Source organism: Streptomyces monashensis (assembly GCF_001866665.1).
GTDB lineage: Bacteria > Actinomycetota > Actinomycetes > Streptomycetales > Streptomycetaceae > Streptomyces > Streptomyces monashensis.
In genome coordinates this window covers 21,272-45,966 of the sequence record NZ_MLYO01000066.1, presented here as the reverse complement: position 1 = coordinate 45,966, position 24,695 = coordinate 21,272, and the positions used below count along the sequence as shown (strand labels likewise).

Here is a 24,695-nt window from a genome sequence, read left to right as displayed (position 1 = left end):
GTGGCAGGGCCTGCTCGGCCCAGAGACCACGACTCCTTACAGAACACACAGGAGCAAGTTGTGAGCAAGCGCAGCAAGGCTCTCCGCGCTGCGGACGCCAAGGTCGACCGGGAGAAGCTGTACGCCCCGCTCGAGGCCGTCCGTCTCGCCAAGGAGACCTCCACGACCAAGTTCGACGCCACCGTCGAGGTCGCCTTCCGTCTGGGTGTCGACCCGCGCAAGGCCGACCAGATGGTCCGTGGCACCGTGAACCTTCCGCACGGCACCGGTAAGACCGCCCGGGTCCTGGTCTTCGCGACCGGTGACCGTGCCGAGGCCGCGCGTGCCGCGGGCGCCGACATCGTCGGTGCCGACGAGCTGATCGACGAGGTGGCGAAGGGCCGTCTGGACTTCGACGCCGTCGTCGCCACCCCTGACCTCATGGGCAAGGTCGGCCGTCTCGGCCGCGTCCTCGGCCCGCGTGGTCTGATGCCGAACCCGAAGACCGGCACCGTGACCCCGGACACCGCCAAGGCTGTGACCGAGATCAAGGGCGGCAAGATCGAGTTCCGCGTCGACAAGCACTCGAACCTGCATTTCATCATCGGCAAGGCGTCCTTCGACGACGCCAAGCTGGTGGAGAACTACGGCGCCGCGCTGGAGGAGATCCTCCGTCTGAAGCCGTCCGCCGCCAAGGGTCGCTACATCAAGAAGGCCGCGGTCAGCACCACCATGGGCCCCGGCATCCAGCTCGACCCGAACCGCACCCGCAACCTCCTCGTCGAGGAGGACCCGGCCGCCGTCTGAGCCTTCCGCTCACCCCGGTAGCCGCGTCAGGGACGTGTGAAGCAGAGGGCGGGCCCCGCAACCTTCCAGGTGCGGGGCCCGTCCTTTCTTTGCGCAGCCTCTCGAACGGCTGTCAGTGCCCTGGGCTACCGTGCAGGACACACGACTCACAGGGGTGGGACCAGATGAAGAGCACGACCGTCCGCCGTACGGCCCTTTGCATAGCGGCCGCCGCCGCACTGACGTCCGTGGCGGCCTGCGGCTCCTCCAGCGGCTCGGGCAAGAGCGACAAGGCGGCCGGCGGCCAGACGATCCACGTCAGCCCCATCGCCGCCGTGCTGCGCACCGCCGAGCAGTCCACCGACAAGGCGAACTCGGCCAAGGTGCGCTCCACCATGTCCATCGGCGACGTGATGACCATGTCGTCGAGCGGCGCCGTGCGCTGGGGCAGCGGCCTCCAGGGCGACCTCACCGTCGGCTACACCGGCGGCAAGATGGCCGAGGCCATGCACAAGGCGGGCATGGGGGCGCAGATGCACGCCCGGTATCTGCCGGACGCCATGTACGTGAACATGGGCGGCGCGTCCGCCGAGCACCTGGCGGGCAAGCACTGGATCAAGTACTCGTACGACGACCTCGCCCGGCTCGGCGGCGCCTCCGGGGCGTACACGAAGGACGAGCTCCAGAACTCCACGCCGACCCGGTCCGTGCAGATGCTGCTGGCCTCCGGTGACGTGAAGAAGGTGGGCGAGGAGACGGTCTCCGGTACCCGCGCCACGCACTACTCGGGCACGGTGAACGTCGCCGATCTCGCGGGCAGGAGCAGCAACCTCGATGCGGCCCAGCTGACGGCCCTGAAGCAGCAGCTCGACAAGGCGGGGATCGCCACCGAGACCATCGACATCTGGCTCAACGACCAGAACCTGCCGGTGAAGAAGACCGAGAAGGCGAACACCACCAAGGGGCTCCTGACCAACACCGCCTACTACAGCGACTACGGCGTGCAGGTCTCCGCCGAGGCGCCCCCGGCCGGCGACACCAAGGACTTCAAGGACCTGATGAAGTCACTCGGCACCCCCGGCTCGGGGAACGTGGCGAGCGGCTCCGCCAGCGCCTCCTGACGCGCCTTGCTGGACGGGCGGGCCGCCGGATTTGCTCCCGTGCGGCCCGTTCCCGTACTCTCTTCCCGAAGCCAAAGACCGCTGGTCGTTGCCGTGCGCTCCCACGAGGGTGCGGTGGCCGAAGGATCCGCTGAAAAGTGGACGACCCGCGCAGGTGTCAGTGGAAGAACTCCCGGAGTATGCGCGCCCCGCGTGCGTGCGGCCGGTCGAGTCCGCCCCGAGCGCCTGCGCCGGGGCGTTTCGTTTACCCAGTCCTCCTTCGGGTCCGCGCGGTCAGAATCACCCGGAAGGAGGCCGAGGCTCTATGGCGAGGCCCGACAAGGCTGCCGCGGTTGCCGAGCTGACGGACAAGTTCCGCAGCTCCAACGCCGCCGTGCTGACCGAGTACCGCGGTCTCACCGTGGCGCAGCTCAAGACGCTGCGCCGGTCGCTCGGTGAGAACGCCCAGTACGCCGTGGTGAAGAACACGCTGACCAAGATTGCGGCCAACGAGGCCGGGATCACGCTGGACGACCAGCTCTTCGCTGGTCCGACGGCTGTCGCCTTCGTCACCGGTGACCCGGTGGAGTCGGCGAAGGGTCTCCGTGACTTCGCCAAGGACAACCCGAATCTCGTCATCAAGGGCGGTGTCCTTGACGGCAAGGCGATGTCCGCCGACGAGATCAAGAAGCTTGCGGACCTCGAGTCCCGCGAGGTTCTGCTCTCCAAGCTGGCGGGTGCCTTCAAGGGCAAGCAGTCCCAGGCTGCTCAGCTCTTCCAGGCGCTTCCCTCGAAGCTCGTCCGCACCGTGGACGCTCTTCGCGCCAAGCAGGACGAGCAGGGCGGTGCCGAGTAATTCGGCTCGCATCATGACCGCCGCCTGAGGCAGCGGTCGTAGCGGGCCGAACGTACGCCCGCCATTCATGTACATCCGGCACCTGCCGATTGAGTGGAAGGAAAGCCATCATGGCTCTCACCCAGGACGAACTGCTCGCCGAGTTCGAGGGCATGACCCTCATCCAGCTCTCCGAGTTCGTGAAGGCGTTCGAGGAGAAGTTCGACGTCACCGCCGCCGCCGCGGTCGCCGTCGCGGGCCCGGCCGGCCCGGCCGCCCCCGCCGAGGCTGCTGAGGAGAAGGACGAGTTCGACGTCATCCTCACCGGCGCCGGCGAGAAGAAGATCCAGGTCATCAAGGTCGTGCGTGAGCTCACCTCCCTGGGCCTCAAGGAGGCCAAGGACCTGGTCGACGGCACCCCGAAGCCGGTCCTCGAGAAGGTCAACAAGGAGGCCGCTGACAAGGCCGCCGAGGCCCTCAAGGGCGCCGGTGCCTCCGTCGAGGTCAAGTAACACCTTCCGGGTCCTCAGGGACTCGAACGCGCGCTGACCGCAGCCTCGTGGCGCCGTGAAAAGCGCCACGCAGGGCTGTAACGCGAACGCACCGAAGAGCGATCATCCATCCGGGTGGTCGCTCTTCGGCGTTCCCGGCGGGCCCGACCACGGTTGCCTTGCACTCGCGACAGCGAGGGGTATGGTGATCTTCGTCGTGTCTCCGGACCGTCCGCGGACCGCCCGCTTCGGACTGGGGGGCCTTGACGAACCGCACGCAGCGCGCAATTCTCAGGACGCGTCGTCACAAGGATCCGAATCCGAGGCATGGATCGACGACGAAGAGGGCAGTATCAACGTGCGTTGAGGGCAGCATGCCGAGGGCGTTGACGAAGGCGTTGAGAACAACGAGAGTCACAAGGGTCTCAGCAACCCGGGACTGGACATCAGTGTGCCAAGTGGCTACACTGACCCTTTGCGCTGCCTGTTAGCTGTCCCCTGCCCGTCACCAGGGGTCTGCCCTCACTCGAGCATCGACGACAAAAGCTCCCTTGACCTGGGGTTTCTGTCTCTATGCATGGGAGAGGGGCCGGCACGCGCGTAGTGAGTCCGAGCCCTCGGAAGGACCCCCTCTTGGCCGCCTCGCGCAATGCCTCGACCGCGAATACGAACAACGGCGCCAGCACCGCCCCGCTGCGCATCTCCTTTGCAAAGATCAAGGAGCCTCTCGAGGTTCCGAACCTGCTCGCGCTGCAGACCGAGAGCTTTGACTGGCTGCTCGGCAACACCGCCTGGCAGAGTCGGGTCGAGGAGGCTCTGGAGAACGGTCAGGACGTCCCCACCAAGTCCGGTCTGGAGGAGATCTTCGAGGAGATCTCCCCGATCGAGGACTTCTCCGGGTCGATGTCCCTGACGTTCCGGGACCACCGCTTCGAGCCGCCGAAGAACTCCATCGACGAGTGCAAGGAGCGCGACTTCACGTACGCCGCCCCGCTCTTCGTCACCGCCGAGTTCACCAACAACGAGACCGGTGAGATCAAGTCCCAGACGGTCTTCATGGGCGACTTCCCGCTCATGACGAACAAGGGCACCTTCGTCATCAACGGCACCGAGCGTGTCGTGGTGTCTCAGCTGGTCCGTTCCCCCGGTGTCTACTTCGACTCCTCCATCGACAAGACGTCCGACAAGGACATCTTCTCCGCCAAGATCATCCCGTCCCGGGGTGCCTGGCTGGAGATGGAGATCGACAAGCGCGACATGGTCGGTGTCCGTATCGACCGCAAGCGCAAGCAGTCGGTCACCGTGCTGCTGAAGGCTCTCGGCTGGACGACCGAGCAGATCCTCGAGGAGTTCGGCGAGTACGAGTCCATGCGCGCCACCCTGGAGAAGGACCACACCCAGGGCCAGGACGACGCGCTGCTCGACATCTACCGCAAGCTGCGTCCGGGCGAGCCCCCCACGCGCGAGGCCGCGCAGACGCTGCTGGAGAACCTGTACTTCAACCCGAAGCGCTACGACCTCGCCAAGGTCGGCCGCTACAAGGTGAACAAGAAGCTCGGCGCGGACGAGCCGCTGGACGCCGGCGTGCTCACCACCGACGACGTCATCGCCACCATCAAGTACCTGGTGAAGCTGCACGCCGGCGAGACCGAGACGACCGGCGAGTCCGGCCGCACGATCATGGTCGAGACCGACGACATCGACCACTTCGGCAACCGTCGTATCCGCAGCGTCGGCGAGCTGATCCAGAACCAGGTCCGCACGGGTCTCGCCCGTATGGAGCGCGTCGTGCGCGAGCGCATGACCACCCAGGACGTCGAGGCGATCACGCCGCAGACCCTGATCAACATCCGCCCGGTCGTGGCGTCGATCAAGGAGTTCTTCGGTACGTCGCAGCTGTCCCAGTTCATGGACCAGAACAACCCGCTGTCGGGGCTGACGCACAAGCGTCGTCTGAACGCCCTCGGCCCGGGTGGTCTCTCCCGTGAGCGGGCCGGCTTCGAGGTCCGTGACGTGCACCCGTCGCACTACGGCCGCATGTGCCCGATCGAGACGCCCGAAGGCCCGAACATCGGTCTGATCGGCTCGCTCGCCTCCTACGGCCGCGTCAACGCGTTCGGTTTCGTCGAGACCCCGTACCGCAAGGTCGAGGGCGGCCAGGTCACCGACGAGGTGGACTACCTGACCGCCGACGAGGAGGACCGCTTCGTCATCGCGCAGGCCAACGCCACGCTGACCGACGAGCTCCGCTTCGCCGAGAACCGCGTCCTGGTCCGCCGCCGTGGCGGCGAGGTCGACTACGTCGCCGGTGACGACGTCGACTACATGGACGTCTCGCCGCGCCAGATGGTGTCGGTCGCGACCGCCATGATCCCCTTCCTCGAGCACGACGACGCCAACCGTGCCCTCATGGGCGCGAACATGATGCGTCAGGCCGTGCCGCTGATCAAGTCCGAGTCCCCGCTCGTCGGCACCGGCATGGAGTACCGCTCCGCCGTCGACGCCGGTGACGTGGTCAAGGCCGAGAAGGACGGTGTGGTCCAGGAGGTCTCCGCGGACTACATCACCACCGCCAACGACGACGGCACGTACATCACGTACCGCCTGGCCAAGTTCTCCCGGTCCAACCAGGGCACCTCGGTCAACCAGAAGGTCATCGTCAACGAGGGCGACCGCGTCATCGAGGGCCAGGTCCTCGCCGACGGTCCGGCCACCCAGAACGGCGAGATGGCCCTCGGCAAGAACCTGCTCGTGGCGTTCATGCCGTGGGAGGGTCACAACTACGAGGACGCGATCATCCTGTCGCAGCGCCTCGTGCAGGACGACGTCCTCTCCTCGATCCACATCGAGGAGCACGAGGTCGACGCCCGTGACACCAAGCTCGGCCCCGAGGAGATCACCCGGGACATCCCGAACGTCTCCGAGGAGGTCCTCGCCGACCTCGACGAGCGCGGCATCATCCGCATCGGTGCCGAGGTCATCGCCGGTGACATCCTCGTCGGCAAGGTGACCCCGAAGGGTGAGACCGAGCTGACCCCCGAGGAGCGCCTGCTGCGCGCGATCTTCGGTGAGAAGGCCCGTGAGGTCCGTGACACCTCGCTGAAGGTGCCGCACGGCGAGACCGGCAAGGTCATCGGCGTGCGCGTCTTCGACCGCGAGGAGGGCGACGAGCTGCCGCCGGGCGTGAACCAGCTGGTCCGCGTCTACGTCGCACAGAAGCGCAAGATCACGGACGGTGACAAGCTCGCCGGCCGGCACGGCAACAAGGGTGTCATCTCCAAGATCCTGCCGATCGAGGACATGCCGTTCCTGGAGGACGGCACCCCGGTCGACATCATCCTGAACCCGCTCGGTGTCCCGTCCCGAATGAACCCGGGACAGGTCCTGGAGATCCACCTCGGCTGGCTCGCCAGCCGCGGCTGGGACGTCTCCGGCCTCGCGGACGAGTGGGCCCAGCGCCTCCAGGCCATCGGCGCCGACCAGGTCGCCCCGCGCACCAACGTCGCGACCCCGGTCTTCGACGGTGCCCGCGAGGACGAGCTGGCGGGTCTGCTGCAGCACACCATCCCGAACCGCGACGGCGAGCGCATGGTGCTCCCGTCCGGCAAGGCGCGGCTGTTCGACGGCCGTAGCGGTGAGCCGTTCCCGGACCCGATCTCGGTCGGCTACATGTACATCCTCAAGCTGCACCACCTGGTCGACGACAAGCTGCACGCCCGCTCGACCGGTCCGTACTCGATGATCACCCAGCAGCCGCTGGGTGGTAAGGCGCAGTTCGGCGGCCAGCGCTTCGGTGAGATGGAGGTGTGGGCGCTGGAGGCGTACGGCGCCGCGTACGCCCTCCAGGAGCTGCTGACCATCAAGTCCGACGACGTCACCGGCCGCGTGAAGGTCTACGAGGCCATCGTCAAGGGCGAGAACATCCCCGAGCCCGGCATCCCCGAGTCCTTCAAGGTGCTCATCAAGGAGATGCAGTCGCTCTGCCTGAACGTGGAGGTGCTGTCCAGCGACGGTATGTCCATCGAGATGCGCGACACCGACGAGGACGTCTTCCGCGCTGCGGAGGAGCTCGGTATCGACCTGTCCCGGCGCGAGCCGAGCAGCGTCGAAGAGGTCTGACGGGAGTCCGGCAGGGGCCTCGCCGATGAGTGAGGCCCCCGCCGACCCCCAGGCCCCCGTTTCAGACCACAGACTTACGACCCTGAGAGGGATTGACGCATAGTGCTCGACGTCAACTTCTTCGACGAGCTCCGGATCGGCCTGGCCACCGCTGACGACATCCGTCAGTGGAGCCACGGTGAGGTCAAGAAGCCCGAGACCATCAACTACCGCACCCTGAAGCCCGAAAAGGACGGACTCTTCTGCGAGAAGATCTTCGGTCCGACCCGGGACTGGGAGTGCTACTGCGGCAAGTACAAGCGCGTCCGCTTCAAGGGCATCATCTGCGAGCGCTGTGGCGTCGAGGTCACGCGCGCCAAGGTGCGCCGTGAGCGGATGGGCCACATCGAGCTGGCCGCCCCCGTCACCCACATCTGGTACTTCAAGGGCGTCCCGTCCCGGCTGGGCTACCTGCTGGACCTCGCCCCGAAGGACCTGGAGAAGGTCATCTACTTCGCGGCGTACATGATCACGTACGTCGACGAGGAGCGCCGTACCCGCGACCTGCCCTCCCTGGAGGCGCACGTCTCGGTCGAGCGCCAGCAGATCGAGAACCGTCGCGACGCCGACCTGGAAGGCCGCGCCAAGAAGCTCGAGGCCGACCTGGCCGAGCTGGAGGCCGAGGGTGCCAAGGCCGACGTGCGCCGCAAGGTGCGCGAGGGTGCCGAGCGCGAGATGAAGCAGCTGCGCGACCGCGCGCAGCGCGAGATCGACCGTCTCGACGAGGTGTGGGCCCGGTTCAAGAACCTCAAGGTCCAGGACCTCGAGGGCGACGAGCTGCTCTACCGCGAGCTGCGTGACCGCTTCGGCACGTACTTCGACGGCTCGATGGGTGCCGCGGCGCTGCAGAAGCGCCTGGAGTCCTTCGACCTGGAGGAGGAGGCCGAGCGGCTCCGCGAGATCATCCGCACCGGCAAGGGCCAGAAGAAGACCCGCGCCCTGAAGCGGCTGAAGGTCGTCTCCGCGTTCCTGCAGACGTCCAACAGCCCCAAGGGCATGGTCCTGGACTGCGTCCCGGTCATCCCGCCGGACCTGCGTCCGATGGTGCAGCTGGACGGTGGCCGCTTCGCGACCTCCGACCTGAACGACCTGTACCGCCGTGTCATCAACCGCAACAACCGCCTGAAGCGCCTTCTCGACCTCGGTGCGCCCGAGATCATCGTGAACAACGAGAAGCGCATGCTCCAGGAGGCCGTCGACGCGCTCTTCGACAACGGCCGTCGCGGTCGCCCGGTCACGGGCCCCGGCAACCGTCCGCTGAAGTCCCTCAGCGACATGCTGAAGGGCAAGCAGGGCCGCTTCCGTCAGAACCTGCTCGGCAAGCGAGTCGACTACTCGGCGCGTTCCGTCATCGTCGTCGGCCCGCAGCTCAAGCTGCACCAGTGCGGTCTGCCGAAGGCCATGGCGCTGGAGCTGTTCAAGCCGTTCGTGATGAAGCGCCTGGTGGACCTGAACCACGCGCAGAACATCAAGTCGGCCAAGCGCATGGTCGAGCGCGGCCGCACCGTGGTGTACGACGTCCTCGAAGAGGTCATCGCCGAGCACCCGGTGCTGCTGAACCGTGCGCCCACCCTGCACCGCCTCGGCATCCAGGCCTTCGAGCCGCAGCTGGTCGAGGGCAAGGCCATCCAGATCCACCCGCTCGTCTGCACCGCGTTCAACGCGGACTTCGACGGTGACCAGATGGCCGTGCACCTGCCGCTGTCCGCGGAGGCGCAGGCCGAGGCCCGCATCCTGATGCTGTCCTCGAACAACATCCTCAAGCCGGCCGACGGCCGCCCGGTGACGATGCCGACCCAGGACATGGTCCTCGGTCTGTTCTTCCTCACCACCGACGGCGAGCTGCGTGACGTCAAGGGCGAGGGCCGCGCGTTCGGCTCCACGGCCGAGGCGATCATGGCGTTCGACGCCGGCGAGCTGGCGCTGCAGTCGGCCGTGGACATCCGCTTCCCGGTGGGCACCATCCCGCCGCGCGGCTGGACCCCGCCGGCGCAGGAGGAGGGCGAGCCCGAGTGGCAGCCGGGTGACACCTTCCGGCTGCGGACGACCCTGGGCCGCGCGCTCTTCAACGAGCTGCTGCCCGAGGACTACCCGTTCGTCGACTACTCGGTGGGCAAGAAGCAGCTCGGCGAGATCGTCAACGACCTGGCCGAGCGCTACCCCAAGGTCATCGTGGCGGCGACGCTCGACAACCTGAAGTCGGCCGGCTTCTACTGGGGCACCCGTTCCGGTGTGACCGTGGCCATCTCCGACGTCGTCGTCCCCGAGGCGAAGAAGGCCATCGTCGCGGGCTACGAGGCGCAGGACGAGAAGGTCCAGAAGCAGTACGAGCGCGGTCTGATCACCAAGGAAGAGCGCACTCAGGAGCTCATCGCGATCTGGACCAAGGCGACCAACGAGGTCGCCGAGGCGATGAACGAGAACTTCCCCAAGACGAACCCCATCTTCATGATGGTTGACTCGGGTGCCCGAGGAAACATGATGCAGATGCGGCAGATCGCCGGTATGCGTGGTCTGGTGTCGAACGCGAAGAACGAGACCATCCCGCGTCCGATCAAGGCCTCGTTCCGTGAGGGTCTGTCCGTGCTGGAGTACTTCATCTCCACGCACGGTGCCCGTAAGGGTCTGGCGGACACCGCCCTGCGTACCGCCGACTCGGGTTACCTCACCCGTCGTCTGGTCGACGTCTCGCAGGACGTCATCATCCGCGAGGAGGACTGCGGCACCGAGCGCGGTCTCAAGCTCCGGATCGCGGAGCGGGGCGCGGACGGCGTGCTGCGCAAGGCGGACGACGTCGAGACGTCCGTGTACGCGCGCTGCCTCGCCGAGGACATCGTGGTCGACGGTCAGGTCCTGGCCCCGGCCGGCACCGACCTCGGTGACGTCCTCATGGACGAGCTGGTCGCCCGTGGCGTCGAGGAGGTCAAGACCCGCTCGGTCCTGACCTGCGAGTCCGCCGTCGGCACCTGCGCGATGTGCTACGGCCGTTCGCTGGCCACCGGCAAGCTGGTCGACATCGGTGAGGCGGTCGGCATCATCGCCGCCCAGTCCATCGGTGAGCCCGGTACCCAGCTGACGATGCGTACCTTCCACACCGGTGGTGTGGCCGGTGACGACATCACCCAGGGTCTGCCGCGTGTCGTCGAGCTCTTCGAGGCCCGTACCCCGAAGGGTGTCGCCCCGATCTCCGAGGCCTCCGGCCGCGTCCGGATCGAGGAGACCGAGAAGACCAAGAAGATCATCGTCACCCCGGACGACGGCAGCGACGAGACGGCGTTCCCGATCTCGAAGCGCGCCAAGGTCCTGGTCCGCGAGGGCGACCACGTCGAGGTGGGCCAGCAGCTCACCGTGGGTGCCACCAACCCGCACGACGTGCTGCGCATCCTGGGCCAGCGTGCCGTCCAGGTCCACCTGGTCGGCGAGGTCCAGAAGGTCTACAACTCGCAGGGTGTGTCGATCCACGACAAGCACATCGAGATCATCATCCGGCAGATGCTCCGCCGTGTGACGATCATCGAGTCGGGCGACGCCGAGCTGCTGCCCGGCGAGCTGGTCGAGCGCTCGAAGTTCGAGACCGAGAACCGTCGTGTGGTCCAGGAGGGCGGTCACCCGGCCTCCGGTCGTCCGCAGCTGATGGGTATCACCAAGGCCTCGCTGGCGACGGAGTCCTGGCTGTCGGCCGCCTCCTTCCAGGAGACGACCCGAGTCCTGACGGATGCGGCGATCAACGCCAAGTCCGACAGCCTCATCGGCCTCAAGGAGAACGTCATCATCGGTAAGCTCATCCCGGCCGGTACGGGTCTGTCCCGCTACCGCAACATCCGGGTCGAGCCGACCGAGGAGGCCAAGGCCGCGATGTACTCGGCCGTCGGCTACGACGACATCGACTACTCGCCGTTCGGCACCGGCTCCGGCCAGGCCGTTCCGCTGGAGGACTACGACTACGGTCCGTACAACCAGTAAGCGAGCAGCATGAAGGGCGGCCACTCCGTTTCGGGGTGGCCGCCCTTCGGCGTGTTCAGCCGTTCTGTGCCGGGCCCTGCGGCTGCAGGTAGGGCTGGAGGTGGTGCAGCCGGGTGTGGTGGTCGGGGTGGGAGGACAGCAGCCGGGCGAGTGCGCTCTCCTCGACGTGCCGTCCGCCGCCCTGTGCGGCCAGCTGGGCCTGCTGCCACTGCTCCTGCCGGTGCATCGTGTCGAGGACGGCCGCCAGCATGGGGGCGAAGCCCAGCGCGGCGGCGTGCTCGTCGGCCCGCAGTTCGGCGCGGCGGCCCACGGCGGCCAGGGCGTACGGCACGACCAGGAGCAGCAGCGGCAGGCCGTAGAACGTGCTGATGGTGGCCAGTCCGACGCTGCCGACGACCAGGACGAGGAAGCCCATGCCGAAGCAGCCGAAGGCACGCGAGATCCTGAACGTGAAGCCCGAGACCGCCTTCAGCACTCGCCAGGCCGTCCGGCCGGGCAGGGCGTACCAGTAGCCGAGCAGCGAGGACCAGGCGTGGCCGCCGACGTGGTGGCCCAGCTCGTGCGCCATGACGGCGGCCAGCTGGCCGTTGGGCAGGCCGTTCATGGCGAAGCGGGTGACGCCGACGATGTGTCCGGCGGCCGCGACCGCGTTCAGGGCGTCGCTGTCCTCCACCCACAGCTCGTAGTTGCGGCCCTCGACCCCGGCGCGGGCCGTGACCTCCCGCCAGACCGGTTCGAGTACGGCGCGTTCCTGCGGAGTGGGGTGGCGCAGCCGGAACACATGGCGCGCCAGCGCGCTCTCGGTGGGCCGGTGGAACACGAGCGCGCCGCTGGCGAGCCAGGCGAGCACGACGACGATGCCGAAGCCCCCGAAGAACGCGGCGACCAGGCCGACGACGAAGAGGCTGCACAGGAAGTTGGGCACGTGCAGCAGCAGGTTCCCCCAGGCCGTGGCGTCCGTCTGACGCTGCTTGTCGCTGAGGAAGACGCGGCCCCGGTCGGTGTCGATGTGGTGCGGGTGCTGTGCCGGGGCCGGCGGTGCGACGGGGGGCGCGACCGGGGGCACGGGCGGTGGCGCCGTCGGGTACTGCGGAGCGGAGCCCGGGTACTGCGGCGGCACGGGCGCCGCCGCCTGTGGGGGACCGGGGTACCGGGGTGCGGTGTGCGGGTACGGGGGAGCGGCGGCCGCCTGTGGATAGGGCGGGGGCGTCGGCGCTGCCGTCGGGTACGCCGGCGGCGCCGGGGGCGGCTCGGGGTGCGGGCGGACGGATGGCTCGGGGTGGTCCGGTGGTGAGGTCATGGCGGTCGTTCGTTCCTTCACGTGCGTGGGGACGGCTGCCGAACGGCGGATCAGCCGATCAGCAGGGAGGCCGGCAGCAGGACCGTGCCGGCGCAGAAGGCGATGAGCCCGGTGCGGATCCACTGGTGCTTGCGCGCGGCGATCCGGCTGTTCTCGGTGAGCGCGCGGGTCAGCCCGGCCGTGGGACGCAGCTCGGTGTCGGCGAGAGCGGAGTCCAGACGGCCCTGCCGGACGGCCTGTTGGATGTCGCCGAAGTACGACAGCGGTTCCCCGGGCGTCCAGGTGCCGAGCCGGTAGCGGGGCAGTACGGCGAGGAGCAGGGCGAGCAGCGAGACCAGCAGGGACAGGGCCCCGGCCCACCACACGACGGTGCCGGTCACGGAGAGCGCGGACGGGCTCCACTTCCGTCCCGCGAGCAGCGCGCTGAACACCCCTGCGGTCATCCCGAGCGCGGCGACGAGGACGGAGGCCTTGTTGTCGGCGTGGGCGATCTCGCCGCGCGTCTCGGCGAGCAGTCGCGCGCAGAGCCGGGCGGCGGTGGGGGTGTCCGGGTCCGCCGGCGCGTCGGGGTCCGCGGTCGTCACGTGCCGCTCGCTTCGCCGTCGCCGGGTGCGGCCGGGGGCTCCGTGTCCTCCGGCTGCGCCGCCGCAACCGCACCCGGATCCGGCACCGTCGGCGTCGTGCCGTACCCGGGAGGCGGCTGCCAGGCCGGTGTCGTCGGGGCGTAGGCGGGCGGGGGCGGCGGCGCGTAGGCCGGCGGAGCCGGGAAGCCGGGGGTGGCGTACGGACCGGGCATGCCCGGCGGGGTGTAGGGCGCGGTCGGCGGTGCTGGTGGGGCCGGTGGGGCAGCCGGGGCAGCCGGAGCGAGGGGCTGCGTCGGGCTCGCGGGCTCCGCCGGCATCGCCTCCGTCGGCACCGCCTGCGGCGGGCCCTGCGGCAGCAGGGGCGGGTTCTGCGGTACGCCGGGGAGGCGCTGGTTGAGGATGTCGCTGACCGTGCGCAGGGCCAGCTGTTTGGGGCCCTCCAGCTCGTAGTTCTCGGCCGTGTCGCCGCTCAGCAGCTGCTTCACCAGGTCCATCTGGGCCTGGATCATGCGCAGTTGGTCCTCGCGCATGCTGCTCATCACCAGGTGGGAGTCCTCCGGGTGCTGGGCGAGGTGGAGGGCCCAGGAGTGCACGCCGCCCTGCTGGAGATGGAACTGGTAGAACTCGATCTTCTGGGCCTCGATCTGCTGCAACTCCACCTGCTGACGCCCCTGCTGGAGGGCGAGCTCGTGGTGCTGCCCGCTCGCGAGCATGGCCTGCTCGTGCTGCCAGCGCTGCTGCCGGAGCAGGAGTTCCTGCTGCTGGGTGCCGTACGCGACGGCCCGCTCGATCTGGAGCGCGTCCTGCTGGCGCAGCCGGCGGTCCATGTCCACGTCGACCTGCATGCCCCGCTGGGCCGCGAAGGACTGCTCGGTGGCGGAGTGGTCGATGGCCCGCAGCCGCTGCTGGTGCTCGATGTCGGCCTGGTCGCGCCGCAGCCGCAGGGTCCAGGTGACCTGGAGTCCCGCGGTCGCCCCGAGCGGCCCGAGCACGGTCACCGCCTGGAGCAGTTCCTGCTCGGCCGAGGCGCTGCGCGCGACCGGGAAGCGGCGGGTGACCGGCCGGGCCGCCTGCTGGAGTTCGCCGAGCACCAGCGCGGGCACGTCCCGGTGCCCGCTCGCCACGAACCGGGCCGGGTCCAGCACCTGCCAGGACAGGTCGATCTCGGCGGTGAACTCGAAGGCGTCGTTGTCGCTCGGCAGCGTCAGGGTGGAGGTGTGCGGGTGGACGCCCATGTCCACCTCGTAGACGGCGGAGTAGCGCTTGGCCGTGATCTCGGCGCGCGTCGGCCGCTGGGGCGGCAGGTAGGCCTCGTAGGAGCCCTTCGGCGTGGAGAAGACGAGCGCGTGGTCGATGCGGACCAGGGATCGGAAGTTGAACTCGAAGCGCGACAGCTGCCGCACGGTGAGCACCGGGTCGACCAGCTGGGTGTGCCGGTCGGCGGGCTGCTGCCACTCGGGTTGCCGGAAGGAGGGCATGGTGTGTCTTCCCGGGTCGGTCTGCGGATGGGTCGGTCTGCGGGACGGGCGGGTCTGTGAGACGGGCGGGTCTGTGAGACGGATGGGTCAGTGGGCGGACAGCACGGTCAGCAGGCGGGCCGCGACCTCGGGCGGACGGGCGCCGTCCTCGCCCGGCATGGTGCGCAGCAGATGGCTCAGCCGCTCGTACTCGGTGGCGGTGGTGACGAGCCTCGGCAGCAGCGCGGCCAGGGCCCACTCGACGGGCGCCGACCGGTCGGCGATCAGCACCCAGCGGCTCAGGACCCTCAGCGCCTGCCGTGTGGTGCCCAGATCGGCCAGCGCGGCCCGCCAGAGGAACGGCACGCCCTGCGCGGCGGTCGTACCACGGTCGTCGGTCACCAAGGCGGCGGTGGCGCGCTCGGTGGTCGCGCGGGCGAACCAGTCGAGGACGAGCGGAGCGCCGTACCGTTCGTCGCCCTCGGTGTGCTCGCAGGCCCCGATGAAGCCGGTCAGCGTCAGGTCGCGTACGGCACGGTCGTCGTCGAGGTGGGCGCACAGCTCGCCGAGGACGCTGTCGCTCGCGGCCGACAGCAGCAACAGCGCGACGGCCTCGGCCAGTTCGTCGGCCAGCTCGCCGTCGATGTCGTCGGGCTGGTCCTCGTACAGCCGCCGTACGGCGCGGCGCAGGGCGGCCATGGCCTGCACCGGGCGCTCCGCCCCGATCAGCCCGTACGCCCGTACGGCCACCCAGCGCAGCGGCGCCGGGCCGTCCTCGCACCAGGCGTCGAGGATGCGCGGGATGTTGGGCGTGCCGACCAGGTGGGCCAGGGCGAGCGCGTTGACGGCCACGAGCCGGTGCCGGTACCGCTTGGAGGTGCCCCACGGCTCGATGACCAGCGCCATCGCGGACGGCAGATCGGTGCGGGCGAGGACCGCCACGGTGGAGGCGGCCCGGGTGCGCACCAACGGGCGTCCGTCGTCGGCCAGTTGGCGCAGCCAGCGGATCAGCGCGGGCCGGGCGGAGGGGTGGCCCGTCCACACCTCGCGCAGCAGCACCAGCGAGGCGCGCTCGTCGCGGAACACGGCCTTCTGCTGGTCGACGGGGCCCCACTCGGTCTGCTCGGGCTCCCACTTCATCTCCGCACGGGCCAGCTGCAGCCGCTTGCCGACGTGTGTGCCGAAGACGGGGACCTCGGGGACGCGGGCGCGGTTCTCGGTCTCCTGGAGGTGGCGGTAGAGCAGGTCGCTCAGCTCGGCGGTGAGCGCGTACGGCCCGCCGTCGAAGGCGGCGAGGGCGACGAGGAAGGCCTTGTCGCGCAGGTGGAGTTCGGACTCCGGGGCCTCGAACCACTCCTGGACCTGGCTCTCCAGCGACGCCAGCGAGAACCGTGCGACGTCGGCCGCGTCGGCCTCTGCGGTCGCGTACCGGACGAGCAGCCCGGCGAACTCTGCCGTCTCGCGCGGCTGGTGGCTGCGTCCCAGGAAGTCGGCGACCTCCGGCAGGGCGAGCAGTCGGCCGGCCGTCTCCTCGTCGGTGCGGGCGCGCAGCCGGGCGGCGAGCACCTCGGCGGCGGCCGGCGGACGCCATTCCTCGGCGGTCACGTCGTCCAGCGCGGCGCCGGGGTCGAGGGTGACGACGAGGTAGGCGTCCCGCTCGGCGAGGCGCTCGCGGACGGCGAGCAGATGGGTCCAGCGCAGCGGCTGGTCGCGGCGCGGCGTGAGGTCGCACAGCACATGGCCGCGGGCCTTGTCCCGGCCCGGCGCGTCCGGTGCGGCGTGCTCGTCGCCGAACCGGTCGGCGAGACCGGCGGCGGTGGTGTCGCGGGCCAGGGTGCGCACGGGGTGGGCGCCGAGGCGGCGCAGCAGCATCAGCGCGGCGGTGCGCCGGCCGGTGAAGCGGCCGCCGGATAGCACCAGCACCCGGTCCTCGCGCAGCCGTCGCAGCAGGCGCTCCATCAGCTGCTCGTCGGCCGCGAAGCCGCGCTCCAGCTCCGCCAGCGTGGCCTCGGGCACCTCGCCGGAGGCCGGGGTCGCGGTGCCCGGTGCGCCGACCCGGTAGACCTCCGTCTTGCCGCCGAGGAACACGTCGCCGGTGAAGTGGCCGCCGCTGATCCCGCCGTGCTGGTCGCCGCCGAGCAGGCCGCCGCTGAAACGGGCCCGCGCGCCGACGTTCATGGAGCGCGGGCTGTGGTCGACCAGGTCGCGCCGGGCCGACCAGGCGTCCTGCGGCTGGTCCCGTTCCTCGGCCGCGTCCGGGTCCGCGGCGGCGTCGGCCGGTCGGGGCTCGTCCGCGGCGGCCGGCTCGGGGGCCGGCGGTCCGGCCGGGCGGGGCGCTTCCTGCGGCTCGGGCGTGCTCATGCGTCCGCACCCCGCCCGCGGCCGTCACGGCCGTCTCTCCCGCCGCCGTCGCCACGGCCGTCGCCGCGGTGTTCGCCGAGGGAGACGTCGCCGCTGAAGTGGCCGCCGCTGATCCCGCCGTACTGGTTGCCGCCGAGTACGCCGCCGCTGAGGGTGCCGCCCTGGATGGTGATGGACGTCCCGGTGGCGGGGGCGCCCGGCGCCGGGGCTCCCCCTGAGCCCTCCGGCGCGGCGGGCGGCCGCGGTGCCGGGCGGTCCCCCGATCCGCCCGGCACCTCCCCCGTGTCACCGTGGTCGTGATCCCGCGCCGCGTCCCGGTCCGTGCCCACCGGCAGCGGCCCGTGCAGCCAGGCCCGCAGCGGGCCGTTCTTGCTGTCCACCGTCACCGGGCGGAAGTCGCCGGCTGGGATGCCCGGGTGGTCGTGGCGCACCACACCGGCGTACAGGGCGTCCGAGACGCACAGCGCGAAGTCGTCGGGCCGCTCGCGCAGGGCCTGGCGCAGCAGGGCGGCGTCCAGCAGCCGGCAGGCGTGGTTCAGATCGGCGCCGACCCAGCCGTCGTGCTCGTCCACGGCGACGTAACCGGTGGCGACGACGCCGCGCAGCCGCATCTGCGCGGAGCGGGACGCCATGCGGTTGACGGCGCGCAGCTCGGCGGGGACCTCGCCGAGCAGGACCCGCAGCAGCGCCGTGACCGAGGCGTTGGCGTCGATCAGCTCCATCACCGCGTCCCCGCGGTCGGCCCGCAGCCGCCGGGTCTCGTCGATGCCCGCGCGTTCCAGCACGCGGTCGGTGAGGTCGTACAGCATGCGCCGCAGATAGGCCTGCTCCACGTCGTCTCGGTCGCTGAACCGCTCGATGTCCAGCAGCAGGATCGTCCGGCTCACGGGGTCGGTCATGGTCGCCTCTCGGGAGTTGCGCCGTGCAGAGCAGCAGAGTGGCCCGGCGCCGGCGCCGGCCGTGAGGGCGGATGACGCAGTCGGAGTGTGACCGTGTGCACAGAGTGAATCCGGGGCCCGGAGTCATCCCTCGGGCGACCTGGGCGGCGAGGGGATCGCCGGTGCTCCCTCCGTCGCCGTCGCCGCCGCTATCTGCCGGAGCACGTCGGGGCGGCGGATCAGGAGGGTGCGGCGGCCCGTGGTGACCGCCTGCTTGTCGCGGAGCTCCTTCAGCAGGCGCTGGACCATCTCGCGCGAGGCGCCCACCGAGCCCGCCAGCTCCTGCTTGCTCAGCGGTACGGAGAGCTCGATGCCCTCCTCGGTGCGGCGGCCGTGGGTGCGGGCCAGCTCCAGGAGCAGCACGGCGAGGCGCTCGCGCACGTTCAGGGAGGCGAACTCCAGACGGCGGCGGTCGGCGGCGCGGGTGCGGTCGGCGGTCAGGCCCAGCAGCGCGAAGGACGTGGCGGGGGAGTGCTGGAGGAAGCCGCGGAACCGTTCGTGCTCCACGGCCAGCGAACGCACCGGCTCCAGCGCGGTCACCGTCGCCGACCGCGGCCGTCCGGTGATCGCCGACGACTCGCCGACGATGTCACCGGGGCCGCGCAGCGCGAGCAGCGCCTCGTAGCCGTTGGTGGCCGCCGCGGTCACCTTCGTCCAGCCCTGGACGAGGAAGAGCACGTACGACGACGGCTCGTTCTGGCGGATCAGCACCGTGCGGGCGGGGAACGTCAGCTCCCGGCCGAGTGCCAGCAGTGCCGCCCGGTCCTCGGTCTCCAGCCGGGCCAGGAAGGGCACCCGGTCGTCCAGGCCGCCGTCGTCCCGTACCGACGTGGTGGTCCACGCGCTCGTCATGCCGGCCCCCCGAATCGTTCACCCGCAGCGGACGGATCAACGTACTGAAAGCGCATCGGCCGTACCCCCGGCAAGACTGTAAATCGGCCATAAATGTCCGAAGGTCGTCGGTGCCCCCTCCGACCAGGGGCGATGTGGTGCCGGGGCGGCCGTACGACAGCCATAGGACAAGTGGGACGAAAGCTCGCTCACGAGGTGAGAAGTCCGGCGTGTCGGGGCCCGCTCCATTTGTTTTGACCGAAGTCCGTGAGGTAGGTACGCTCAGACCTTGTGCCTGGGGTGTGCCCTGGCTCTCGTGCGTGCCTTCAACCGCACGGCGAGCCGCACATGGCCACCGTACTCTGCGCCCTTTCGCCCTAGCGGCAAGGTCTGCGGGATTCGACACACCCGACCGCGTGGGTCGGCGACGTTCCAGGTTAGCTTCACCATTCGGCACACAGAAACCGGAGAAGTAGTGCCTACGATCCAGCAGCTGGTCCGCAAGGGCCGGCAGGACAAGGTCGAGAAGAACAAGACGCCCGCACTCGAGGGTTCCCCTCAGCGTCGTGGCGTCTGCACGCGTGTGTTCACGACCACCCCGAAGAAGCCGAACTCGGCCCTGCGTAAGGTCGCGCGTGTGCGTCTGACCAGCGGGATCGAGGTCACCGCTTACATTCCGGGTGAGGGACACAACCTGCAGGAGCACTCCATCGTGCTCGTGCGCGGCGGCCGTGTGAAGGACCTGCCGGGTGTTCGCTACAAGATCATCCGTGGCTCCCTCGACACCCAGGGTGTCAAGAACCGCAAGCAGGCCCGTTCCCGCTACGGCGCCAAGAAGGAGAAGTAAGAATGCCTCGTAAGGGCCCCGCCCCGAAGCGCCCGGTCATCATCGACCCGGTCTACGGTTCTCCTCTGGTCACGTCGCTCATCAACAAGGTGCTGCTGAACGGCAAGCGCTCCACCGCCGAGCGCATCGTCTACGGCGCCATGGAGGGTCTGCGTGAGAAGACGGGCAACGACCCGATCATCACGCTGAAGCGCGCGCTGGAGAACATCAAGCCGACCCTCGAGGTCAAGTCCCGCCGTGTCGGTGGTGCGACGTACCAGGTTCCGATCGAGGTCAAGCCCGGTCGTGCCAACACGCTCGCGCTGCGCTGGCTGGTCGGTTACTCCCGCGCCCGTCGCGAGAAGACCATGACCGAGCGTCTGCTCAACGAGCTTCTCGACGCTTCGAACGGCCTCGGTGCGGCCGTCAAGAAGCGCGAGGACACGCACAAGATGGCCGAGTCCAACAAGGCCTTCGCGCACTACCGCTGGTAGTCGCTACCCACATCGAGACCGAGAGAAGACTGAAGCCTTATGGCTACCACTTCACTTGACCTGGCCAAGGTCCGCAACATCGGGATCATGGCCCACATCGACGCGGGCAAGACGACCACCACCGAGCGGATCCTGTTCTACACCGGTGTGTCGTACAAGATCGGTGAGGTCCACGACGGCGCTGCCACCATGGACTGGATGGAGCAGGAGCAGGAGCGTGGCATCACGATCACGTCTGCTGCCACCACCTGCCACTGGCCGCTGGAAGACGTCGACCACACCATCAACATCATCGACACCCCGGGTCACGTCGACTTCACCGTCGAGGTGGAGCGCTCCCTGCGTGTGCTCGACGGTGCCGTGACGGTGTTCGACGGCGTCGCCGGCGTCGAGCCCCAGTCCGAGACGGTGTGGCGTCAGGCGGACCGATACGGCGTTCCGCGTATCTGCTTCGTCAACAAGCTCGACCGCACGGGCGCGGAGTTCCACCGCTGTGTCGACATGATCGTCGACCGCCTGGGCGCGCAGCCGATCGTCATGCAGCTCCCGATCGGTGCCGAGGCCGACTTCCAGGGTGTCGTGGACCTCGTCCGCATGAAGGCCCTGGTCTGGTCCGCCGAGGCCACCAAGGGCGAGATGTACGACGTCGTCGACATCCCGGCCACGCACACCGAGGCCGCCGAGGAGTGGCGCGGCAAGCTGGTCGAGGCCGTCGCCGAGAACGACGAAGAGATCATGGAGCTGTACCTGGAGGGCGAGGAGCCTTCCGAGGAGCAGCTGTACGCCGCGATCCGTCGTATCACCATCGCGTCCGGCAAGTCCGACGGTAAGACGATCACCCCGGTGTTCTGCGGCACCGCGTTCAAGAACAAGGGCGTCCAGCCCCTGCTCGACGCGGTCGTGCGCTACCTGCCGTCCCCGGTCGACATCGAGGCCATCGAGGGCCACGACGTCAAGGACCCCGAGGTCGTCGTCAAGCGCAAGCCGTCCGACGAGGAGCCCCTCTCGGCGCTGGCGTTCAAGATCATGAGCGACCCGCACCTCGGCAAGCTCACCTTCGTCCGGGTGTACTCGGGCCGCCTGGAGTCCGGCTCTTCGGTGCTGAACTCCGTCAAGGGCAAGAAGGAGCGCATCGGCAAGATCTACCGCATGCACGCCAACAAGCGTGAGGAGATCGAGTCGGTGGGCGCCGGTGACATCGTCGCCGTCATGGGCCTGAAGCAGACCACCACCGGTGAGACGCTGTCCGACGACAAGAACCCGGTCATCCTGGAGTCCATGGACTTCCCGGCGCCGGTCATCCAGGTCGCCATCGAGCCCAAGTCGAAGGGCGACCAGGAGAAGCTGGGCGTCGCGATCCAGCGCCTGGCCGAGGAGGACCCGTCCTTCCAGGTCCACTCGGACGAGGAGACCGGCCAGACCATCATCGGTGGTATGGGCGAGCTGCACCTCGAGGTGCTGGTCGACCGTATGCGCCGTGAGTTCAAGGTCGAGGCCAACGTCGGCAAGCCGCAGGTGGCCTACCGCGAGACGATCCGCAAGGCCGTCGAGCGCGTCGACTTCACCCACAAGAAGCAGACCGGTGGTACCGGTCAGTTCGCGAAGGTGCAGATCGGCATCGAGCCGCTCGAGGGTGGCGACACCTCGTACGAGTTCGTGAACAAGGTGACCGGTGGCCGTATCCCGAAGGAGTACATCCCTTCGGTGGACGCCGGTGCGCAGGAGGCCATGCAGTTCGGCATCCTCGCCGGTTACGAGATGACCGGTGTCCGCGTGATCCTGCACGACGGTGCCTACCACGAGGTCGACTCCTCCGAGCTCGCCTTCAAGATCGCCGGTTCGCAGGCCTTCAAGGAGGCCGCGCGCAAGGCCAGCCCCGTGCTGCTCGAGCCGATGATGGCCGTCGAGGTCACCACGCCCGAGGACTACATGGGTGAGGTCATCGGCGACATCAACTCCCGCCGTGGCCAGATCCAGGCCATGGAGGAGCGTGCCGGCGCTCGCGTCGTGAAGGGCCTCGTGCCCCTGTCGGAGATGTTCGGCTACGTCGGCGACCTCCGCAGCAAGACGTCGGGTCGCGCAAGCTACTCGATGCAGTTCGACTCCTACGCCGAGGTTCCGCGGAACGTCGCCGAGGAGATCATCGCGAAGGCCAAGGGCGAGTAACGCTCCGCGTTCACACGCCTTAGGCTTGACTCCGGAGCCGCCAGGGGCATTCACCCGCATTCGTGGGGGAATGCCCCCGGCCCCGGGCTTTCCAGCAAAGATCACCTGGCGCCGATGAAGCAAGGCGTTCAGAACCACTCCACAGGAGGACCCCGTGGCGAAGGCGAAGTTCGAGCGGACTAAGCCCCACGTCAACATCGGCACCATCGGTCACATCGACCACGGTAAGACGACCCTCACGGCCGCCATTACCAAGGTGCTGCACGACAAGTACCCGGACCTGAACGAGGCCTCGGCCTTCGACCAGATCGACAAGGCTCCTGAGGAGCGCCAGCGCGGTATCACCATCTCCATCGCGCACGTCGAGTACCAGACCGAGGCGCGTCACTACGCCCACGTCGACTGCCCGGGTCACGCGGACTACATCAAGAACATGATCACCGGTGCCGCGCAGATGGACGGCGCCATCCTCGTGGTCGCCGCCACCGACGGCCCGATGCCGCAGACCAAGGAGCACGTGCTCCTGGCCCGCCAGGTCGGCGTTCCGTACATCGTCGTCGCCCTGAACAAGGCCGACATGGTGGACGACGAGGAGATCCTGGAGCTCGTCGAGCTCGAGGTCCGTGAGCTCCTCTCCGAGTACGAGTTCCCGGGCGACGACGTCCCGGTCGTCAAGGTCTCGGCGCTCAAGGCGCTCGAGGGCGACGCGACGTGGGGCCAGTCCGTCCTGGACCTCATGGACGCCGTCGACTCCGCCATCCCGGAGCCGGAGCGTGACGTCGACAAGCCGTTCCTCATGCCCATCGAGGACGTCTTCACGATCACCGGTCGCGGTACGGTCGTCACCGGCCGTATCGAGCGTGGTGTCCTGAAGGTCAACGAGACCGTCGACATCATCGGCATCAAGACCGAGAAGACCACCACCACGGTCACCGGTATCGAGATGTTCCGCAAGCTGCTCGACGAGGGCCAGGCCGGTGAGAACGTCGGTCTGCTGCTCCGCGGCATCAAGCGCGAGGACGTCGAGCGCGGCCAGGTCATCATCAAGCCGGGCTCGGTCACCCCGCACACCGAGTTCGAGGCGCAGGCCTACATCCTGTCCAAGGACGAGGGTGGCCGCCACACGCCGTTCTTCAACAACTACCGTCCGCAGTTCTACTTCCGTACGACGGACGTGACCGGCGTGGTGACCCTCCCCGAGGGCACCGAGATGGTCATGCCGGGTGACAACACCGAGATGAAGGTGGAGCTCATCCAGCCCGTCGCCATGGAAGAGGGCCTGAAGTTCGCCATCCGTGAGGGTGGCCGCACCGTGGGCGCCGGCCAGGTCACCAAGATCGTCAAGTAAGTACCGCTTGCTTGAAGGTCACTGACTGACCCAGCGAAGAGGCCCGTACGACTCCGGTCGTACGGGCCTCTTCTGTTGTCCAGGGGAGAGCCCGTGGGTGTAGCCGACCTGGCCACCGGCCTTTGCGCCGGACTGCTGGTCGGCCGCTGTCACTCGGTCCCGGCGAAGACTTCCGAAGCCGACGTGGCGGTGATGGCGCGGTCGAACCAGGTGTCCAAGAGGTTGAGGTCGTCGCGCGTCAGCACGTATGCGCGCACGTCGTCGGGGACCTGGATGCCCCGGCGCTCAAGGAGTCGCAGTATGGCCTCCGCCTTGCCCTCGGCCATGCCCTTGGCCAGCCCTTGTGCTCGGCCTTCGTCGCGTAGTTCCTCGGCGAGGGAGGACGTGAAGAACGAGGTGTCGACAGCCACGAGGCTCCTCCAGAGGTCTGCGGCCGGGCTCCTGTCCAGGCCTTGCTGGGTCAGTTCGATGAAGATTTCCGCGGTTTCTTCGTCGTGCTTCTGTAGGTCCCGAAGTACGGGGGCCATCGCCTCCAGTATGGCCTTGATCTCCGGATCCCTGCGGTGCAGGACGGCGGAGAGAACCGTCATCGGAAGATCGTCGGCCACCTTTTCCGGTGTGGTGACGACCGGGACGTTGTCAGGGCCCAGCACCAGGGGCCTCAGGGTGACGGAGGGCCATGCCGACGGCCCGATGTCCACCTGTTGGGCGGCCCATGCGGCCGTGGACCGGTCGTGGCACACGACGACGAGAACGGGCGGGATCCGGTACTTCGCATAGAGGTAGGCGAGGTAGTAGTTCCAGTTCGCGGGTTTGTCCGGGTCCTTCTTTCCTTGGGCCTCCACGGCCAGGAGGTATTCATCCGATCGGGTCGCGTTGATCCGTAACAAGGTGTCGATGCGCCGTTCCAGCGGGTGGTTCTCGGTGAGATCGGTCGACAACGGCGTGCTGGTCACGGTGTCGGCGAACGGCGCACCGATCACGCGTGCGGCGCGTGCGAAGAGGCCGGGATCCTGTTGGAAGATCCGGTGCATCGCCTCGTGGGTGGAACTGACCATGGTCGTGTCAGTGGCTCCTT

General features: G+C 68.8%; 17 protein-coding genes. 10 read left to right on the top strand and 7 right to left on the bottom strand.

All coding sequences use genetic code 11. The annotated features are described in order from the left end of the window. The first annotated feature begins 60 nt into the window (after positions 1-60). The 6 genes from rplA to BIV23_RS35220 all read left to right on the top strand — a co-directional run bounded on the left by rplA (position 61) and on the right by BIV23_RS35220 (position 11,312). The gene (rplA, locus tag BIV23_RS35245) at positions 61-786 is read left to right on the top strand and encodes a 50S ribosomal protein L1 (protein WP_071385037.1); all 726 of its coding nucleotides are present in this window, start codon (positions 61-63) and stop codon (positions 784-786) included. A 164-nt stretch (positions 787-950) separates the two neighbouring features. Further along, positions 951-1,886: an SCO4651 family lipoprotein gene (locus tag BIV23_RS35240; RefSeq protein WP_071385036.1), complete on the top strand. Its 936-nt coding sequence runs from the start codon at positions 951-953 to the stop codon at positions 1,884-1,886. Positions 1,887-2,190: 304 nt separating this feature from the next. Then, positions 2,191-2,721, top strand: coding sequence for a 50S ribosomal protein L10 (gene rplJ, locus BIV23_RS35235; RefSeq protein ID WP_071385035.1), 531 nt, complete (start codon positions 2,191-2,193; stop codon positions 2,719-2,721). A gap of 107 nt (positions 2,722-2,828) precedes the next feature. Next, on the top strand, positions 2,829-3,212 hold the full coding sequence (gene rplL / locus BIV23_RS35230; protein WP_107471362.1) for a 50S ribosomal protein L7/L12: 384 nt from the start codon (positions 2,829-2,831) through the stop codon (positions 3,210-3,212). 612 nt (positions 3,213-3,824) lie between these two features. After that, entirely contained in the window at positions 3,825-7,310 is a 3,486-nt protein-coding gene (gene rpoB, locus BIV23_RS35225; RefSeq protein WP_071373365.1) for a DNA-directed RNA polymerase subunit beta, read from the top strand. Positions 7,311-7,412: 102 nt separating this feature from the next. Beyond that, positions 7,413-11,312 carry a DNA-directed RNA polymerase subunit beta' gene (locus BIV23_RS35220; RefSeq protein WP_071385033.1) on the top strand — a complete coding sequence of 1,300 codons (3,900 nt, stop codon included), beginning with the start codon at positions 7,413-7,415 and terminating at the stop codon, positions 11,310-11,312. A gap of 55 nt (positions 11,313-11,367) precedes the next feature. Here the strand turns inward: BIV23_RS35220 and BIV23_RS35215 are convergent, their stop codons facing one another. The 6 genes from BIV23_RS35215 to BIV23_RS35190 all read right to left on the bottom strand — a co-directional run bounded on the left by BIV23_RS35215 (position 11,368) and on the right by BIV23_RS35190 (position 18,804). Next, a complete protein-coding gene (locus tag BIV23_RS35215) occupies positions 11,368-12,612 on the bottom strand; it encodes a M48 family metalloprotease (protein ID WP_071385032.1) in 1,245 nt (414 codons plus the stop codon). A gap of 50 nt (positions 12,613-12,662) precedes the next feature. Beyond that, entirely contained in the window at positions 12,663-13,196 is a 534-nt protein-coding gene (locus BIV23_RS35210) for a Pycsar system effector family protein (RefSeq protein WP_079173611.1), read from the bottom strand. Continuing rightward, positions 13,193-14,674: a hypothetical protein gene (locus BIV23_RS35205; RefSeq protein ID WP_071385031.1), complete on the bottom strand. Its 1,482-nt coding sequence runs from the start codon at positions 14,672-14,674 to the stop codon at positions 13,193-13,195. The genes BIV23_RS35210 and BIV23_RS35205 overlap by 4 nt, the downstream gene beginning before the upstream one ends. A gap of 87 nt (positions 14,675-14,761) precedes the next feature. Continuing rightward, entirely contained in the window at positions 14,762-17,014 is a 2,253-nt protein-coding gene (locus BIV23_RS35200; RefSeq protein ID WP_071385030.1) for a hypothetical protein, read from the bottom strand. Next, a complete protein-coding gene (locus BIV23_RS35195; RefSeq protein ID WP_071385029.1) occupies positions 17,011-17,913 on the bottom strand; it encodes a hypothetical protein in 903 nt (300 codons plus the stop codon). The genes BIV23_RS35200 and BIV23_RS35195 overlap by 4 nt, the downstream gene beginning before the upstream one ends. A 123-nt stretch (positions 17,914-18,036) precedes the next feature. Next, entirely contained in the window at positions 18,037-18,804 is a 768-nt protein-coding gene (locus BIV23_RS35190; protein WP_071385028.1) for a Crp/Fnr family transcriptional regulator, read from the bottom strand. A gap of 454 nt (positions 18,805-19,258) precedes the next feature. Between BIV23_RS35190 and rpsL the strand changes: the two genes are divergently transcribed. The 4 genes from rpsL (at position 19,259) to tuf (ending at position 23,617) form a co-directional block, all read left to right on the top strand. Further along, the gene (rpsL, locus tag BIV23_RS35185) at positions 19,259-19,630 is read left to right on the top strand and encodes a 30S ribosomal protein S12 (RefSeq protein WP_003948652.1); all 372 of its coding nucleotides are present in this window, start codon (positions 19,259-19,261) and stop codon (positions 19,628-19,630) included. Positions 19,631-19,632: 2 nt separating this feature from the next. Further along, positions 19,633-20,103 (top strand): 30S ribosomal protein S7, encoded by a 471-nt coding sequence (gene rpsG / locus BIV23_RS35180; protein WP_003992340.1) that lies wholly within the window; start codon positions 19,633-19,635, stop codon positions 20,101-20,103. A gap of 39 nt (positions 20,104-20,142) precedes the next feature. After that, entirely contained in the window at positions 20,143-22,269 is a 2,127-nt protein-coding gene (fusA, locus tag BIV23_RS35175; RefSeq protein WP_071373358.1) for an elongation factor G, read from the top strand. Between the two features lie 154 nt (positions 22,270-22,423). After that, positions 22,424-23,617 (top strand): elongation factor Tu, encoded by a 1,194-nt coding sequence (tuf, locus tag BIV23_RS35170; protein ID WP_071385027.1) that lies wholly within the window; start codon positions 22,424-22,426, stop codon positions 23,615-23,617. A 149-nt stretch (positions 23,618-23,766) separates the two neighbouring features. Here tuf and BIV23_RS35165 read toward each other — a convergent pair whose 3' ends face one another. Further along, positions 23,767-24,675, bottom strand: a complete 909-nt coding sequence (locus BIV23_RS35165; RefSeq protein ID WP_071385026.1) for an RpnC/YadD family protein — start codon at positions 24,673-24,675, stop codon at positions 23,767-23,769. Between the last annotated feature and the right edge of the window lie 20 nt (positions 24,676-24,695).

What these genes read in the sequence shown, in the direction of transcription:
- rplJ (WP_071385035.1), top strand. Translation starts at nt 2,191, where the DNA reads ATGGCGAGGCCCGACAAGGCTGCCGCGGTTGCCGAGCTGACGGACAAG.
- fusA (WP_071373358.1), top strand. Translation starts at nt 20,143, where the DNA reads ATGGCTACCACTTCACTTGACCTGGCCAAGGTCCGCAACATCGGGATC.
- BIV23_RS35195 (WP_071385029.1), bottom strand. Translation starts at nt 17,913, where the DNA reads ATGACCGACCCCGTGAGCCGGACGATCCTGCTGCTGGACATCGAGCGG.
- rpsG (WP_003992340.1), top strand. Translation starts at nt 19,633, where the DNA reads ATGCCTCGTAAGGGCCCCGCCCCGAAGCGCCCGGTCATCATCGACCCG.
- BIV23_RS35200 (WP_071385030.1), bottom strand. Translation starts at nt 17,014, where the DNA reads ATGAGCACGCCCGAGCCGCAGGAAGCGCCCCGCCCGGCCGGACCGCCG.
- BIV23_RS35240 (WP_071385036.1), top strand. Translation starts at nt 951, where the DNA reads ATGAAGAGCACGACCGTCCGCCGTACGGCCCTTTGCATAGCGGCCGCC.
- BIV23_RS35190 (WP_071385028.1), bottom strand. Translation starts at nt 18,804, where the DNA reads ATGACGAGCGCGTGGACCACCACGTCGGTACGGGACGACGGCGGCCTG.
- BIV23_RS35165 (WP_071385026.1), bottom strand. Translation starts at nt 24,675, where the DNA reads ATGGTCAGTTCCACCCACGAGGCGATGCACCGGATCTTCCAACAGGAT.
- BIV23_RS35205 (WP_071385031.1), bottom strand. Translation starts at nt 14,674, where the DNA reads ATGCCCTCCTTCCGGCAACCCGAGTGGCAGCAGCCCGCCGACCGGCAC.
- BIV23_RS35215 (WP_071385032.1), bottom strand. Translation starts at nt 12,612, where the DNA reads ATGACCTCACCACCGGACCACCCCGAGCCATCCGTCCGCCCGCACCCC.